General features: G+C 35.4%; 11 protein-coding genes. 1 reads left to right on the forward strand and 10 read right to left on the reverse strand.

The annotated features are described in order from the left end of the window. Positions 1 to 131 precede the first annotated feature (131 nt). The 8 genes from TYM08_RS01850 to metE all read right to left on the reverse strand — a co-directional run bounded on the left by TYM08_RS01850 (position 132) and on the right by metE (position 13,100). Positions 132 to 5,384: a DNA repair ATPase gene (locus TYM08_RS01850; protein ID WP_422381276.1), complete on the reverse strand. Its 5,253-nt coding sequence runs from the start codon at positions 5,382 to 5,384 to the stop codon at positions 132 to 134. Between the two features lie 144 nt (positions 5,385 to 5,528). Continuing rightward, positions 5,529 to 7,583: a hypothetical protein gene (locus TYM08_RS01855; protein ID WP_422381277.1), complete on the reverse strand. Its 2,055-nt coding sequence runs from the start codon at positions 7,581 to 7,583 to the stop codon at positions 5,529 to 5,531. 117 nt (positions 7,584 to 7,700) lie between these two features. After that, entirely contained in the window at positions 7,701 to 8,312 is a 612-nt protein-coding gene (locus tag TYM08_RS01860; RefSeq protein WP_422381278.1) for an SPFH domain-containing protein, read from the reverse strand. A gap of 25 nt (positions 8,313 to 8,337) precedes the next feature. Then, positions 8,338 to 8,976 carry a hypothetical protein gene (locus tag TYM08_RS01865; RefSeq protein ID WP_422381279.1) on the reverse strand — a complete coding sequence of 213 codons (639 nt, stop codon included), beginning with the start codon at positions 8,974 to 8,976 and terminating at the stop codon, positions 8,338 to 8,340. Positions 8,977 to 8,998: 22 nt separating this feature from the next. Further along, positions 8,999 to 9,310, reverse strand: coding sequence for a hypothetical protein (locus TYM08_RS01870; RefSeq protein WP_422381280.1), 312 nt, complete (start codon positions 9,308 to 9,310; stop codon positions 8,999 to 9,001). A gap of 56 nt (positions 9,311 to 9,366) precedes the next feature. Beyond that, the gene (locus TYM08_RS01875) at positions 9,367 to 10,062 is read right to left on the reverse strand and encodes a PspA/IM30 family protein (RefSeq protein ID WP_422381281.1); all 696 of its coding nucleotides are present in this window, start codon (positions 10,060 to 10,062) and stop codon (positions 9,367 to 9,369) included. A 35-nt stretch (positions 10,063 to 10,097) separates the two neighbouring features. Then, a complete protein-coding gene (locus tag TYM08_RS01880; protein ID WP_422381282.1) occupies positions 10,098 to 10,532 on the reverse strand; it encodes a DUF2170 family protein in 435 nt (144 codons plus the stop codon). Between the two features lie 249 nt (positions 10,533 to 10,781). Beyond that, positions 10,782 to 13,100: a 5-methyltetrahydropteroyltriglutamate--homocysteine S-methyltransferase gene (gene metE / locus TYM08_RS01885; RefSeq protein ID WP_422381283.1), complete on the reverse strand. Its 2,319-nt coding sequence runs from the start codon at positions 13,098 to 13,100 to the stop codon at positions 10,782 to 10,784. Positions 13,101 to 13,224: 124 nt separating this feature from the next. On the opposite strand from metE, the gene TYM08_RS01890 reads away from it, so the two are divergent. Then, a complete protein-coding gene (locus TYM08_RS01890) occupies positions 13,225 to 14,109 on the forward strand; it encodes a LysR family transcriptional regulator (protein WP_422381284.1) in 885 nt (294 codons plus the stop codon). On the opposite strand, the gene TYM08_RS01895 is transcribed toward TYM08_RS01890, so the two are convergent. Continuing rightward, positions 14,106 to 15,506 carry a coniferyl aldehyde dehydrogenase gene (locus TYM08_RS01895; protein ID WP_422381285.1) on the reverse strand — a complete coding sequence of 467 codons (1,401 nt, stop codon included), beginning with the start codon at positions 15,504 to 15,506 and terminating at the stop codon, positions 14,106 to 14,108. The genes TYM08_RS01890 and TYM08_RS01895 overlap by 4 nt on opposite strands. Before the next feature lie 89 nt (positions 15,507 to 15,595). Then, the gene (locus TYM08_RS01900; RefSeq protein WP_422381286.1) at positions 15,596 to 17,191 is read right to left on the reverse strand and encodes a methyl-accepting chemotaxis protein; all 1,596 of its coding nucleotides are present in this window, start codon (positions 17,189 to 17,191) and stop codon (positions 15,596 to 15,598) included. Between the last annotated feature and the right edge of the window lie 221 nt (positions 17,192 to 17,412).

Here is a 17,412-nt window from a genome sequence, read left to right on the forward strand (position 1 = left end):
TTAATGTGATGAATTAACTAGGGTGCTAGATAGTGGATAAAGTTCCGTGAAGGTAGGATTGTTTTTAAAGTAAGAAATGAACTTGCCTACATGACTGTAGGCAAGAGTGGAGTTTTTTTTCAAAAAACTAACTAGTCAGGTTTTTTAGGTTTTTTCTCCCCCAAGAAAAAAGCATCCGCCTTTGTCTTGCTCGTTAAACTTTTTTCTAAACTAGAGATCTGTTCTCCTAAATGTTTAACACGTTCCCAAATATCATGGTCCATATCTAACTTATGCTTCATGGCACTAACCACTGGTAATAAAGACGTGGTAATCGCATCGCCCATAGAATTTAAAACTTTGTCCATTCCAGGTACGGGTTGATTGATTACTTCTACGTGCATGCTTGCTGCGCTTAATAATTGTGTTAAGTGTTTAAGCTCTTGAGTGATGGGCAATAAATTATTTGGTTTTTCAATTAACATTGATTGATTAATATTAATTAAGCCATCGTTAATTTTAGCCACTTGGTTAGCAAGTTTGGTGGCTGAGTCAGCTTCGTCGCCACCCATACTTTGAATGCGTGCATAATCTTGTTTGATTTGCTTCCAACGAATTTTTTCGTCATCAGTCAAACTATTATTAAGCTCGCCTAACTTTAATAAGTTTTCTTCAGCGCCTGTGGTTAGGGTTTGTGCTTCACCTACATAATGATCTCGAATCAAGTCGTTTAATTCTTTCTCATTCATAATGCCGCTTATTTTCTCGGCCATTTTACTCATGTTTCGATAACTGCCTTGTAATTTAAACGAAGGCTCTATTCTATATTTGTCATCTTGAGCGGCTGAAATAATATATTGCTGATTGACTTTTAGTACCACTTCTTGCACTTTATATAATTTTTTAAGCACGTCTAAAATTTCTTTTACTTCTGCTGAACTATATCCGTGTTCTAATTCAGTGGTGGCTATATTTTCACCTTCAGCCATACGCATAAACTTGTATACGTCTTCTAAATTACGCGTGGCTAATGGTGCTAATATTGAGTTGGCGGTTAAACAGTTTTCGATGTAACTCATTGAGAATTGTTTTTCGCGTCCACTTAATACATCACCTAAGTTATAAATGTCGGCACGGTTAGCCAGCATGTCAGGAATTTTAAATGACTCACCCGATTCTGTATAAGGGTTGCCTGCCATAATCACACAGAATTTTTTACCGCGTAAATCGTATGTTTTACTTTTACCTTTCCATACACCGTCGATACGACGTGAGCCATCACATAAAGAAATAAATTTTTGTAAAAATTCAGGATGCGTATGTTGAATGTCATCTAAATACAGCATGACATTGTTACCCATCTCTAAACCTAAATTGATTTTTTCTACTTCTTGTCTGGCGGTGGCATTGGGTGCTTGTGCAGGGTCAAGTGACATCACATCGTGACCTAACGATGGGCAGTTGATTTTCATAAAAATCAAACCCATTCTGCTGGCTACGTATTCCATTAATGTGGTTTTACCGTAACCCGGAGGAGAAATCAGTAATAATAAACCCATTAAATCGGTGCGTTTGTTCTCGCCGACTGTGCCCATTTGTTTGGCTAAGTTATCGCCAATAATCGGTAAGTACACATCGTTAATTAATTTGTTACGCACAAATGAGCTTAGCGGGCGTGCTTTAAAGTCTTCTAAGCGTAATGCTTTACGTTCATGCTCAATGACATTTTGACGTAACTGCAAAAAGTTTTGATAGTTAGGCGCGGTAATATTTGTATGATGATTTAAGCGTTGAGTAAATTCGTCAAGAGACAAATCAATGGATTGCTCCTTGATTAATTTATGCTCGCCCATTAAACCTGATACTTGTTGCTGTAAATTAATTGAGTCAGCTTTAAAACTTAACTGTGCTCTGCAAATAATTATCGCAATGGCTTCGGGGATAAATCTTTTTAAGCTGTTTTGTTCCGTTGAATCAATAAACGCGGTTAACCAAGTTGCTAATAACGCCCACTGCTTATCAAGTGAACTTGATAATTCACCTAATGTTTTTTGGTATACATCTAAATGTTTGATGCGTTTTAAGTGCGCTTCTAAATCATTAACCAGTGATTGTGCATTTTGGCTACAGCTAAATATTAAGTCAGGTTTGGATAATTCATAAGACAAATAATCAGCAGTTAACTGTAAGTCTTGATCGTTAATATCTAATTCATAGTCTGAAAAATAAGCGTGTAAATTCGTGAGAATTTCTTCGCGAATTTTTATGTAGGCTTGGTTACTGCTAAATGTTTTAGATAATAACTCGGCGCTTTGTGCACGTACTGGCCATAAAAAATCCACAGACTCTGTTTGTTTTGCAAAGTGATGCCAAAAAATAATAGCCAATGCACGAGGTTTAGGCGGGTAACGTAATAACCCACAATCTTTACGAATGGCTAATAGTGCAAATAATATTTTAGATGCATCATAATCGTGAATGCCTTTTTCGTAACCTTCTTGGTAGCGTGTGGCGCTAAATTGTTTAACGATTTTTAAAAGTGTGGCTTCATCGGCATCAAATAATTTATTTAAATTTAAATCATTCTGCTGTAGTTCGGCCGCATTCAAAATTGTATACGCTAAATATTCAGCACGATACACTTCTTTGGTTTCAGACACATAAGACTGATCCCAAAACGATTGTAATTCAATTAACGACTCGTCAGTAACCGGATCAAAATAATCAGTGCCTGTTAAGTGTAAGGTCATTTCATCATTTTTAGGAATAATCGTTAAATCCACATTTTGTGTGTTGACACTAAAACGATGTTTGCCTAATTTGATGATGTTGCCACCATCTTCAAAAATATCTTGTTTGTCACGTTGGCTACGCACAGACTGATCTTTGGCAAACTTAAGTTTACTGTCGATATCGTCTGCTCGAACACTGTCGCCTAAGTCCCGTAATTGTTCACAAAGACTGCGACACTTAGATACCATCGAGTCAGAGGCAAAAAACGTGTTGATTTCGTCTTGAGAATTGAACTTGGTGCTTCGACGTTGTACCGACTCAACAATACGTTCAGCGGCATTAGACAAATTATGAATTTTACGCTGTTGTTCATCTAGCAACGATTGTTTTAACGCTTCAAAGGTTTCATAAACCTGTTCGCGTTTTGACAAAATGTCAGACAAAAATTCATCGTATTCACTAAAGCGTGTTTCTAACTCTTCTAACTGTGCAAGTAATCGAGTTAATTGCTCATCACAATTTTGCGGTGTGGTAGCTAGCGTTTGAGCATTGGCAATAGATTGTGAAAACAACGTAAATTGCGCTGAAAACTCAGAAATGGTTTCGGCAGAACCTAATGTTTTTAGATGTTGTTTAGCCAACGCTTTGCTTTGGTTTAACTTGCCGTACACTTCAGAAATCGATTCTAAAATAGCGGTGCGAACGGTCGCATCGTCTACTTTTAATGAGCTTAAGGTTGAGGTTAATAAATCTAACCCTTTGGTCATTTCGTCTAATTCATCTAATACCGGTTGTAATTGCACAACGGTTTCAATGGATTTTAATTCAGCAGAAAACTCTGCTAAACGAGTTGTATATTGATCAAATGCATTGTCTTGACTTAAAAAACGCACTGCTTTTTTTGAAATGTCATTTTGTTGTGTGTCTAGTTTTTTATCAAAGCTGTTTATTTGATTCACATCAATATAACGTAATTCTTTGATTGTGATTAAGTGTCCTTTAAAGGTACTTAACTGATCTAATGCTGTGACAAAATCCGAAGGTTTATTCCAATTAAATCCTCTAATTTTAACAAGTAACGATTCAAGTTTTGTTTTAGCTGAAACAATCGCTTCGTTTGCTTTATTACGAATGGTCTCAACTTTTTCAAACTCGTCTAATACTAACTCTGACGTGCCTTGTATTTCTTTTATTTTTTTATAAAGTGGCGGTAGTGCTTCGTTTTCAATCCAGTAATAGGTGTCAAATATTGACTCGCATAATTGAATTAAATTTTCATAAATCAAAGAACTGACTTGTTCGTCTCTGGACATTTTAACAATAGAATACATGTCTGAAATAGCACGAACTAATTCTGCATTGCCAATTTTACCTAATACTGAATCGTTATCAGGTTGTGAGAAATTATATTCGTCACTTGAAAACGGCGTTTGCCAAATTTGCATTGGGTGATTACGTGACGGCTCGCTGCTTTCAGTTGAAAACAAAATACCTTGGCCGTTATCAAATAAACAAAATCCATGTCCAAATAATGGCGTTGAAATTTCTTTGCGAATTAAATTGTAGTTAAATAAACCCACTTCGCCTTCGTCTTCACGATAAAACGTATATAAAAAATCTTCGCCGTTAGGGGATTTTTTACAAGACTCAAAACTCATGCCGTCGGCATTGCTACCAAATGATTTGGTTTCGCCGCTTTGTAAATAATAACCACCTGGAAATATAATACCGTGGTCTTCAGGTAATTGAATACATGCATGTCCTATTGCATCAATTCGATTTACTTGGTTATTTAATGTATTAAACACAAAATAACGGTAATTGGATTCTCGATAAGGTAATACTTTTAAAACGATGATTGTGCCAAGTTTTGCATATTGAATATTAGCATCGGCTAAAGATTGGTTTTTGTCGTCCACATCTTCTTGGTAAATGCCTAATCCGTCTTCAGTATTGTTATCGACCTTAATGGTTAAATCGCCATTAATGGTTTCTATGTATAACTCGTCTAAAATACTGACGTGGGAATGATTGCCCGTTATGTGATTGTCACGAGTGGTTTGAGTCCATTCAAAGTCGTGTGTGTCTGGTTGTTTATAATCACGTTCGCCGCGATCATCAATATAAGTAATGCTTTCGTTATTCAGTAACCAACGAAATACGCGTAAGTCGCTTGTGGTTTTACCAATTTGGAAAAACGCTAATAGGTGTTTACCTGTATTTAATAACTTTAATAATTTAGCACTTTTGTAATAGCTGTATAATTCTTCAAAATCTTTTTTAAATGTTGAGTCATCTAAAAATGAACCTGCAATATTTACAGGTTCAACTTCAAATCCGTCTGTTTGTTTTAATTGATAAAGACCAAATACATCAGCAATGGTGACTTGTGATTTTAATCCAATAAATACATTGTAACCAAAAAGTAACGTATCGTTTACCTGTACAATGTCGCGGGCTTCACAATTGTTTTCAGTGCGTACACGTACTCGCCCAATCACTTCAAGTGATGTTTCACCAAACTCTTCTAAACGTAATGTGTTTAAAGATTTGGACATTGAGTCTAGTTGCGCGGCTTGATCTTGTAATCGTTTTTTAATTAAATCGTAAGCGCCACCTTCAGTGACTGCTTTTTCGACATCCGTATTTTGTTCTGAATTGACAGCGACCACGAAAAATCCCTCGTTATTTCTTTGATTAAATTGCTCTGATTTTTGTCAGAGCAGGGTGGTTAATTTTTTGTTTTTAATTACTTAAAATAATCGTCATTCCCGATAAAAAAATCGAGAATGACGTTATAAGTAGTGGCAATAAAATTAATCTTCGTCAGTCATTGATGTCATTAATTTTTTAACTAATGCCTGTTGCTCAATGGTGCCGCTTTTTACTACGTGTCCTAAAAATGCGCTAACCGTTAGGTTTTGCAAGTTACCGCTGCCTGCACTTAAGCCTGCTACGATATCTTTTAAATCCCCTACAAAGCTTTCATCGCCACTCATGTGGCCTTCAATTGCTTTGGTGACAATTTTAGATTTGTCTGCAACGCCATCAATGGATTTACCAACGGCTAATGCGTTAACAAATTTCTCGAAGTAATCGCCGTTACCGCCAACAATATCAATGTTTGCATCACGTAATGCAGTCCCTAATACCTGAGCTTGGTCGTGTGCAATATCTACATTAGACTTAATACGTTCCATTGTTTGTTCATGAGTTAAATCTAAGTTCATACGGAACTCTTCATGAGAGCGAGTATCTTTGTCCATTTGTTTCATGGCTAAGAATTTCTTCTCTAGACCTTCTGCTTCTGCGCCAAATTTATCTGCAATGTTTCTAGCTTCTGCTTCGCCCATTAATTTAACTGCGTGTGCATCGGCTTCTTTCACTTTAGCAGCGGCAATACCAATTTTCTCATCACCGGCTGCTTGTGCTAATAAACGCTCTTGTAATACTCTAGCATCTGCTAAGCCTGCTTTTTCATCGGCGTCTGCTTGTGCTTCTTTTACTTTCGCTTCTGCTAAACCAGGTGCGGCATTAATAGCTTCAATACCCATTGCTTCATTTTGTTTTGCCTGTGCTTCTTTTTCAGCGGCTTTTAAATGACCTTCAGCCAATAACACTTCTTCTTTTGCTTTGTGTACGGCTTTAATCTCGTTTGCTTCGGCTGATTTAATTTCTTTAACTAAAGACTCTTGGGCCTCAGCTTCTGCTTCAATAATACGTGCTTCTTTTTCGCGTTGTGCTAAAGACACTAAACGTACTTTTTCGATTTCTTCTTCTTCAACGGCTACTGTTTTTTCAACAATGACACGTTCACGAATTACATCGGCAATGTTTTTCTTTTCAACTTCTAATGCTTTTTCTTTTTCAATTCGCTCTAATTCAACAGCGCGTTCACGTTGAACCATTTCTAATTCTTGCGCACGTTTAACTTGCTCGCCTTCTGTTAACACAATGCGTTCACGATTTAAGCTGGCCACATCCACTTCGCGTTTTTTGTTTTCTTCTGCGATTAGAATTTTTTCTTCAGTTTCAATTCGTGCGTTTTCCGACTTTAATAATTCTTCTTGTTGAATTTTTTTAGTTTGAGATTCTTCGCGCGCAATCACCGATTGCACTTCACGATGTTGTTTCGCTTCGGCGTCTTTTTCTTGGCGCTCTAACTCTAAAATCGTTTCGCGAGTTTCAACGTCTTTCTTTTTAATTTTCATTTCTTCTTCGCGTTGATGCTCATTGGTTTCAATATGTTCAATGGCCGTTAAACGTGTGATTTTACGAATACCCTGTGCATCAAGTATATTATCGCGATCTAAACTTTCAATTGGGGTTTGTTCTAAGTAATCAATCGCAGCATCTTCTAGCACATAACCGTTTAAATCTTGACCAATGACACGAATAATATCGTCACGAAATTTATCGCGCTCTTGGTATAAATCAATAAAATCTAATCGCTTACCGACTGTTTTTAATGCTTCAGAAAACTTAGCACTGAATAAATCTTCCATGGTTTCTTGTTCGGAAGCACGCTCACAACCAATAGCCTGCGCTACTCGTAACACGTCCTCTTTTGTTTTATTTACACGTACAAAAAATGCCACTTTAATATCAGCACGAATATTATCCATACAAATCAAACCGTCTTTACCGCGACGATCAATCTCAATGGTTTTTAATGAAATATTCATGATTTCTTTACGGTGAATCACAGGTACCACTAAGCGACCTGTAAAGGTAACGTCCGGCTCTGATCGAGTTGTGTTGACGATCATGGCATTACCTTGATCGACTTTTTTATAAAAACTTGCGTATAGGAAGAATATTCCAAATATAAATGCCGCAAATATGGCTGAGGCTAATAGTATAAATTCCATTGAATGGCTCCTGGTTTAAAGTTTATTTTTAGTTGGGGTTAGTTGAGTTTAAGTTTTAGTGTAAAGTAGTCGTTTAAAATAGTCGTTTAAGTTTGATTTAAATTGTGTTCGTTCCTTCTATACTGGTGATTTTCCAACATCTTGCACTTCTAAAATGTTGACTTTTTTTAAATTTTCAATTGGTGTTTTCACTAGGTAATCAATAGCAATATCTTCTAAGACATAGCCATTTAAATTAGATCCAATTGTCTGGTAAATATCGTTACGAAATTTATCGGGTGTTTGAAATAACTCGATAAAGTTTAAACGATGACTTGCTGTTTTAAGTGCTTCTGAAAATCTCACACAAAATAAATTTTCTATGGTTTCTTGTTCGAAAGTGCGCGTACAACCTATCGTTTTCGCCACTTTTAATACGTCTTGTTTTGTATTGTTAACACGTACAAAAAATGCCACTTTAATATCAGCACGAATATTATCTAAACAAATCAAGCCGTCTTTTCCACGACGATCAATCTCTATGGTTTTTAAGGATATATCCATGACTTCTTTATGGTGAATAATAGGAAGCACTATACGTCCTGTAAATTCCACATCTGACTGAGTACCTGTTAAATTGATGACCATGGCAGTACCAGAATCGACTTTTTTATAAAAACTTGCGTATAGGAACCAGATTCCAAATATACACGCCGCAATTATGGCAAACACAGAGAGTATAAATCCCATTGTATGGTTCCTAGTTTTAAGTTTTTTATAGATTATTTTCAAATTCTTTATTGCTAATCACTTGGTACGAATTATCTTTTTCTTCATAACTAATAGGTCGAACGATATCGCCTTTTTTGAATTCGTTAGTTACCTTTGCACGAATTCTGACGATAATGTCATCCCCTGAGTTTGCAATCACACCTTGACCAAATTCTTCATCAACACTTTGCGAAGTAACTCGACATTCATAGCCTAAAAAATCAATATTGGTTTTTGCGCGATTTTCAGCGGATAGCTTTTTTAATGGTTGAATTAATTTTGCAGTAATTGGGATTGCTACAAAAAAACTACCGATCAAAACTGCAGTGCTGAATATAAATTGTAAAAATGACGTAGGGATGAATGGAGCAATATAATTAGAGGCCACATAAGTAAATACCCACGCAATAAATATTAATAAGGTCAATACAATTGTAAATGGGACACCCGATAAGCCTAGTGTGTGTAACAATCCTGCAAAGCCAGGTATATCTGTGTCTACTTCTAAATCAATGTCTACTGATAACACATCAATATCCACTGCGCCTAAAATAGTAAAAATCCACAGCACCATCATAATGCCAAGAAAAATGCTATAGATACCAGTAGGGTAACTACTTAGTACAATCCAAAGTTCATTCATGCTCACTCCTATTTACGCTTAATTATTGTTCGGCTTCGTTGATCAATTCTTGTTTTATCTTATTCCTAATGGCAATTCGATCAGTTGGCGCAAGTTTATAACGAATTGCTAAAATCTCATAGTCAGATTGTGACAAGCTGATACTTAATCTTGGTCGAACTGGTTTTTTGCGAGGTAATTGAATGATCTCTCTAATGTAATCAGAGGGGCTTAAGTCTTTTTCGATTGCTTTTATGCGCAATTTTTTTGATTGAGCCTGCTCAAGTTCAAATACAACCTGGACAGCCTTAATGTTTTTATCGGAGACTGACCAGGATGGGGCATTTTTTTTCACGTTAAAAACCTAATTTAGTTGTTTTATTTAGTTGTTTGATTTAATTGTTTAATAGTTTAATTGTTTGATTTTGATTGTTTGAGTCGATCCAATACCGAATTAGGAGAATGTTTATCGTTGATAATTCCTGCTTCTTCTAAACGTTTTTGCAAGCTTGCTTGGGTAGAAGATTCGGCTAATTCAATGTTTGCCGTCGCTAAGTCTTCTTTATATTGTTGTCGTTCACGAATACGCGCTAACGATTCAGTAGCATTGTGCAATGACGCATTAGAGTTATTGGTTCCTTTACCTGCTAATTCATTGGCTTTTTGAACTTTGTCGGTTGTCTCTACTAGCTTTAATTCACGCTCTAATGATTGAATATTGCTCTCAGATTTTGCTATGGCTTTTTTAAGTGTCGTGATTTGTGATTCAAAGCTGGTTAACACTGCCTGATTTGCATCTCGATCTTGTTCTAAAGTCGATATTTTTTCGGCAATATCTAACGCTAATGCTTCGTCGTTTTTATCCAATGCTTTAAATACATAGGCTTCATTTTCACTTATGTGTTGAAGTATTTCGCCAAGTTTACGTTCAACGGCTATTTTTTCAGCCACAACATTAGCTAGGCTGTTTTTAGCATCATTTAGTGCTTGTTTCGCATCACGAATTTCTTGATCTAAAATTCGAAACGCTTGGGTGTCTACTATGGCTTCGCCAATTTCAGATGCGCCACCACGTACTGCTGTAATTAATTTTTTGAAAATACTCATATTGCTCTCCAGTTAGATCTGTATGATTTTTAGGGTTATGCACTTAATTGGTTAGATGTTAAATAATCACCCACGGCTTCAATAGCTTCTAATACATTGTCACTTAGTGTCTCAATTTCTTTAATTAAATCGCTAATTTTAGATTCTGGTGATAACGCGCCGAACATGATGTATTGATCGCTTATTTTTGAAAACGCCGATAAAGGAATCGAGACATTTAAAATTAACATCGCTTCAAGCAAATCCGCTTTTCGTTCAATTTTGATTTCGCTATCTGAAAATAAATAAGTAATCACCAAAATTTGACCCGCATCAACAGTCATATAGATTGGTAATTCTTCACGGTCATTAATGGTAATACATGCAACGCTGTTATCTGATTCAAACATATCAATATTCAAAAAACTGCCATCAGCTAATGCAGTTTGATTAAGTGAATCTACAAGATTTAAAAGTGTGGGACTTTTCATTTCAAGCACCTATGTTATTTCGATTTCGGCATATTATGTTTTAAGACATATTATGTCAATTAAGGAGTGTATAAAATGACTAATGGCAGATTTAGTAGGTAACGAAGGGAAGGTTAAGATATTGAGAGTTAATACAATGGAGTCATATAACAGGCGCCATACAACAGGCGATAAGCTGATATACAAGGGTTAAATGCAATACTCACCTTAATAGTAAGTATTGCGCAAATGAAACATGTGTTTTGAATGTCAACTTAAGTTAGCCAATTTAAACTCTTTACGAAGTGCTTTAGCAGCACTCACCATTGTTTTCAAAGCGGGAATCACTTCTTCCCAATTTCTGGTTTTTAATCCGCAATCTGGATTAATCCACAATTGATCAGCGTTAATGGTTTGTGTCGCTTGTTTGATTAATGATTGAATTTCCAATTGATTTGGTAAATTTGGTGAGTGGATGTCATAAACTCCTGGACCAATATCATTTGGATAATCAAATCGTTTGAACGCATCAAATAAACTTAAATCCGATCGTGATGCTTCAATGGTAATCACATCGGCATCAAGTCTTGCTATGTGTTCAATGATGTCATTAAAATCGCTGTAACACATGTGAGTATGAATTTGTGTGTCATCTTTTACAGAATTAGTCGTTAACTGAAATGCATTCACTGCCCAATCTAAATATTCTGGCCACTTATGTTTGCGAAGTGGTAGCCCTTCACGTAATGCAGCTTCATCAATTTGAATGATTTTAATGCCAGCTTGTTCTAGCGCCAGCACTTCTTGTGCAATGGCTTTGGCAATTTCAAAACAGGTTTGACTAATGGGTTGGTCATCACGCACAAACGACCAATTTAATATTGTAACTGGGCCGGTCAACATACCCTTGACGGGTTTATCGGTTAAAGACTGAGCATAAGTTGTCCATTTTACAGTGATGTCATGTTTGCGGCTGACAGTATCATAGATGATGGGAGGTTTGACGCATCGTGAACCATAAGATTGTACCCAACCGAATTGACTAAAAACGAACCCATTAAGTTGCTCGCCAAAATATTCAACCATGTCATTACGCTCTGCTTCGCCATGTACTAAAACGTCTAAATCAATCTCTAATTGAATATCAACACAATGCTTAATTTGTTGATGTATTTGCTCAATATATTCTGATTCTGAAATCGTATTTTTCTTAAATGCTTGCCTAATAGTGCGAATTTGTTTGGTTTGCGGAAACGATCCAATGGTGGTGGTTGGAAACAAAGGTAAATTCAAGTGCTTTTTTTGAATGTCTTTACGTTTTATAAATGATGATGCTCGATTAAAATTTTGAACGGAATTTTTTGTAGTTGAAGCTGTGGTTGTAGTTGAAGTTGAAGTTGAAGTCGAAGTCGAAGTTGAAATTGCAGTTTTGCTATTTTTATTTGCAGTATTTTTTGAGTTCTGTTGATCAGTTAAATCAAATTCATTTGTGTTGAGTCTATTTTTAATTGTGGATAACTCTTGCAATTTTTCAACGGCAAAACTGAGTTTGTTTTTAATATGTGGATCAAAATTAAGCTCTTGCTCAAGTGCAACAGGCACATGGAGTAATGAACAGCTTGGCGCTAACCAAAGTCTATTATCTAAATGTTGTCTGATTGAATTAAGTTCAGTTAAATAATGATCGTGTTCTTTTTTCCAGATATTCCGACCATTAATGATTCCCAAACTTAATATTTTGTCTTTTGCTATTCGCTCACTTACTTGTTTTGCTTCGTTTAATTCCAGTGCGTCAATATGAATCACATCTGCAGATAGTGACAAAGCCAAATCTAAATTGTCTTCAAGTTTACCAAAATAACTGGTAGCAATAATTTTCACTCCGGTTTGTTTTAATTGTTCAAATGTACTTTTAATAGCGTGTTGCCAGGGTTTTTCTAAATCGGTTGCTAATATGGGTTCGTCAATTTGAAAATATTGCACGCCCGTTTGTTTGATTTGCTCAATTAATTGAATAAACGATTTGGTTAATTCGGGTAAAAAATCTAAAGCTTCCTGTTGAGAATTATTTTTGCATAGATGCAGATAACTAACAGGGCTTAATAAAACTTGCTTAAGTTTAGTCACTGGAATGTCAGAGTGATTAGTTATGTTTTTAATTTGATTAATATAAAAATTAGCATTGGCTTTAAAGTCTATATGGTCGGTTAATTCAGGCACAATGTAATGGTAGTTGGTATCAAACCATTTTAATAAAGATCCTGCCTGTGTGTGACAGCAACTGGATTTGGTTGCTTGTCCACGAGCAATGGTGAAATATTGATCCAGCTTGTTTTCAATATGAGCTGTGCGTTGTGGAATATGATTTAAAGCAAAACTTAAATCTAATACATGATCATAAAAGGAAAAATCCCCAATAGGTATTAAATCTAAATCTTTTTGCAGCAAGATATTTTCTAATTGTATTTTATAAGCTTGTTCAAAAAAATCTGGTTGGCTTATTTTGTTATTCCAATAGTCCTCAAGTAAAAATTTTAGTTCGCGTTGTTTACCAATTCTTGGAAAACCTAAGTTATGAATAATAGTCATGTGTTTGCACCTCAATAATGGATGACTAAATATTAGTATGGTTAATTGATGAATAATAATGGTAATATTTCATTTATTGATGAATATTATTCATATAATTGATTTGTGTGTTTTAGGAGGACTCATGATTGAAAGACAGCACTTACAAATAATGCGAGAAATTGAGCGTCAAGGCTCGTTAACTAAAGCCGCTGACGCATTATTTTTAACTCAGTCGGCACTTAGTCATAGTGTGAAAAAATTAGAAGACAGCTTGGGTATCAATCTGTGGCAAAAAAAAGGCCGTCAAATTCAGATGACTCAAGCAGGTATTGCCCTTTTAAAATCTGCTGAAAAATTATTACCTCAATTTGAAAAAATTGAAGACAATTTAAAATTGATGGCTCAAGGTGAAAAAGGTATTTTGAAAATAGGCATGGAGTGCCACCCTTGCTATCAATGGTTGCTAAAGGTCGTTAAACCCTATTTAGCCAAATATCCTGATGTAGATGTGGATGTTAAACAAAAATTTAAATTTGGAGGCGTAGGCGCATTATATAATCAAGAGATTGATTTATTAGTCACCCCAGATCCGATTCAAACAAAAGGCTTAATTTTTATTCCAGTATTTGAGTACGAACAATCGTTAGTAGTGGCAACGGATCACCCGCTTGCACATAAACGATTTATTACCCCTGAAGATTTAATCGAACAAACATTAATTACTTATCCGGTTGAACCATCGCGATTGGATATTTTTAATTTATTTTTATCTGTGTCAAATTGTTTGCCCAAGCAACATAAAACGGTTGAGGCAACTGATATTATGCTGCAAATGGTAGAAGCTAATCGCGCTGTGGCGTGTTTACCAAAATGGTTAGTTAAACAATATCAAAAAGAAATGAATATTAAAGCAATAAAATTGGGAAAATCTGGTTTACAAAAAACATTATATTTAGGCTGTAGAGCAGAAGCACAACCTATATATTTAGAAGATTTTTTACAATTAGCAAAACGTACAAAGGGTTAATTTAAAATATAATTTAAAATACGTTTTAATAAACCATGGCGATGTTGTGGGTAAGCAAGTATAGATGAACTAAATCGCCATTTTTTATGAATAGATTTAGCATGGCTGAATGTTTTAAAACCTTCAATAGCATGGTAGCTCCCCATTCCAGAAGGGCCAATTCCTCCAAATGGCAAATCGTCTTGTGCAACATGAAGTAAAGAATCGTTAATGCAAATGCCACCACTATGAGTTTGAGTTTTTATTTTATAGTGAGCGTGTTTATCATTTGAAAATAAATATATTGCCAAAGGGTGTGGACGCTCGTTAATAAACTCAATAGCTTGATCAAGATTATCTACACAATGTATCGGTAAAATCGGGCCAAAAATTTCTTCTTGCCATACTAAACAATCCAATGGAGCATCCACTATAAGGGTTAATGGCATTAATCTATTTTCAAGGGATGTTTCAGTATTGAATAAAACATTTTCGCAACGAATAATTTTTGCGCCTTTGTTTTTTGCTTCATCAATATAGTGGGTGAGTCTGGCTAAGTGTCGTTGATTTAAAATGCTGGTGTATTCATTAAATGTCGTTTGGTCTTGATAAAAAATATTAAATGCAGCTTGAATAGACTCAATACAGTCATTTAATTTGTTTTTGGGCAGTAATAAATAATCGATTCCAATACAAGTTTGACCTGCATTTGTCAATTTCCCAAAAATTATTTTTTGCGCAACTGATTGAATATCAATATCTTCAGTAATCACTAACGGCGATTTTCCACCAAGCTCTAACGTAACGGGTGTTAAATTTTTACTTGCCGCAGCCATCACCGATTTACCAACTTGTGTAGAGCCTGTATATAATAAATGCGCAAACGGTAGCTGGCTAAATTCAATGGCAACATCTATTTCGCCCTCTACGATTGCTACCTTATTTTTTAAAGTAGTATCAATAATATGTTTGATGACTTTATTAGTATTAGGTGTAAATTCAGACATTTTTATCATGCAGTAATTACCTGCACTTAACGCTGCAATTAACGGCCCTAGGCTTAAAAAAATTGGATAATTCCATGGCACAATAATGCCAATGACCCCTTTAGGTTGGTAAAATATATGATTAATGCCAGGAAGATATAACCAAGATGTATGACGAGATTCAGGTTTCATCCATTTTTTTAAATGTTTGATCGAGTAATCAATAGATTGAATGCAAGGTAAAATTTCTATAATTTGTGTTTCAGTTTCACTTCGTTGACCAAAATCTTTTGTCGCAGCAATGTATAAATCAGCTTGATTATCAATTATGGATTTTTTGAGTTTTCTAAGAAGAGTAAGGCGTTCTTTGTATAAAGGATGTTTGTTTTTATTAAACCCTTCATTTAAATATTGAAAAATAGTGTGTAACAAATGAACTCCAAATGTTTAAGGACTCTTTGATTTAGAAAGATTTATCTTTCTAGATCAGAGATTCCTTGATTAAATCACGTCGATACCGATTATATTTTAAATCGCAATAACATACTGTTCAATTCTGATACTTCTTGATTAATTAACACAGCATTTGATTTCACAGATTTAGAAATTAATTGAGTATCATTTGCGGCGTTTGCAATGTTATTTATATTTTTATCAATCTCTAATGACACTTGAGATTGTTGTTCTGACGCCGATGCAATTTGAGTATTTAATTGATTAATCTGTTCAATAGCACTGGTAATATTAGTTAATGATTGATTGGTATCTTGTATTTGAACGGCACTGTTTTTAGACGATTCGGTACTGCTTTTCATTACATTTACCGCTTTATCCGCTTGGTTTTGTAATCGTTCAATGATGCGTTGAATTTCTTCAGTTGATTCTTGTGTACGTTGGGCTAATGTACGCACTTCATCTGCCACAACCGCAAAACCACGACCCTGATCTCCCGCACGAGCAGCTTCAATGGCTGCATTTAATGCAAGTAAATTTGTTTGCTCGGCAATACCTGTAATCACGGTAAGTACATTTCCTATTTCTTGACTGTCTTCGTCTAATTGATGCATGACATGTTCGGCGCCTGCAAGATCATTGGATAAGTTATTAATATTTTTTACCGATTGATCGACATTCGTTTGGCTATTGGTTGCTTGAGTGGTTGCTTCATTTGCACTGATCGATGCCTGGTTAGCGTGTTTGGCAACTTCTTCGACTGTAACGGTCATTTCATTCATTGCGGTAGCCACTTGATCTAACTCAGAGGTTTGCTTGCTAATTTGTGCATCAGCATGATCTGCTGATTCAGTTAATGCTAAGCTGCGTTTTTCAACAGTCTGACTTAATTGAGAAACACCATGCACTAATCCGCCTATATCTGATATGACTTTATTATACGCGCTGAACATTGTGCCAATTTCATTATCACTACTATCGGCATCAATTTGTTTTGAAAAATCACCATCAGATAAGCTCGTTAATTGTGTTTGAAATAAACGAATTTGTCTCATTAGCCAATGAAGCCCTAAGAATCGACTGATTAACGCAATAATTAATACACCAATTGAAAATAACAAGGTCAGCATTTGTTGCTGTTTTAGGTTTTGGCTGTCACTAAGGGCAATTAAGCCAACGGTTGCATCCATAGTCGTTAATACTTCAATACTTTGAGTTTGCAATGAAGATAACAATGCGGGGTCTTGGCTGTTTAGATAGTTATTAATGGTTTTAACATAGCCTTGCCATAATGATTGCACATCGAGTAACCCTTGTTTAATTTGTTCGGTTTGGGGAGCAAGGATGTGTTGTTGCGCATTACCTTCTAATAAGCTTTTGTGGGAAGACTCAAACAAAGAAATAGTTTTATTCATTACGCTTTGATCTAGTGCTTTATTGCTAACAAGTAACACTTCTTTGGCAAGGCGTTGACTTAACATGCGTTGGCGCCCTGCAATATCCACCGTTTGAGCGCTTGAATTCATGGAGAAATACAAAGTAAGCAGCGATGCCCCAGTTAATATAATGATTAGCGCAAAAGACAATGTAAATTGCGCATTGATAGTTTTAAACCCTATAAAACGTAGAGATTGATTAAATAGATTAGCTAGTTTATATCGCATAAAAGGCTCCGTTTGCCTTAGTGAATGTGATGCCCACAAGGAAAGCTCCTTCAAAAAAAGTAGGCTTAAATTGAGTGTAGACAGTTATTTGAATAGTTAAAAAGATAATTAGTATAAAAATAGTAAAATTCTGATGCTTGACTAAACTAAGAAAGCGTTATTGATGATTTTTACAACTAAAGATATAAAAAGGCTACTTTTGAACTCTAAATTAATTAGGC

The sequence above is a fragment of the Marinicellulosiphila megalodicopiae genome (assembly GCF_045862395.1).
Lineage (GTDB): Bacteria > Pseudomonadota > Gammaproteobacteria > Pseudomonadales > Natronospirillaceae > Marinicellulosiphila > Marinicellulosiphila megalodicopiae.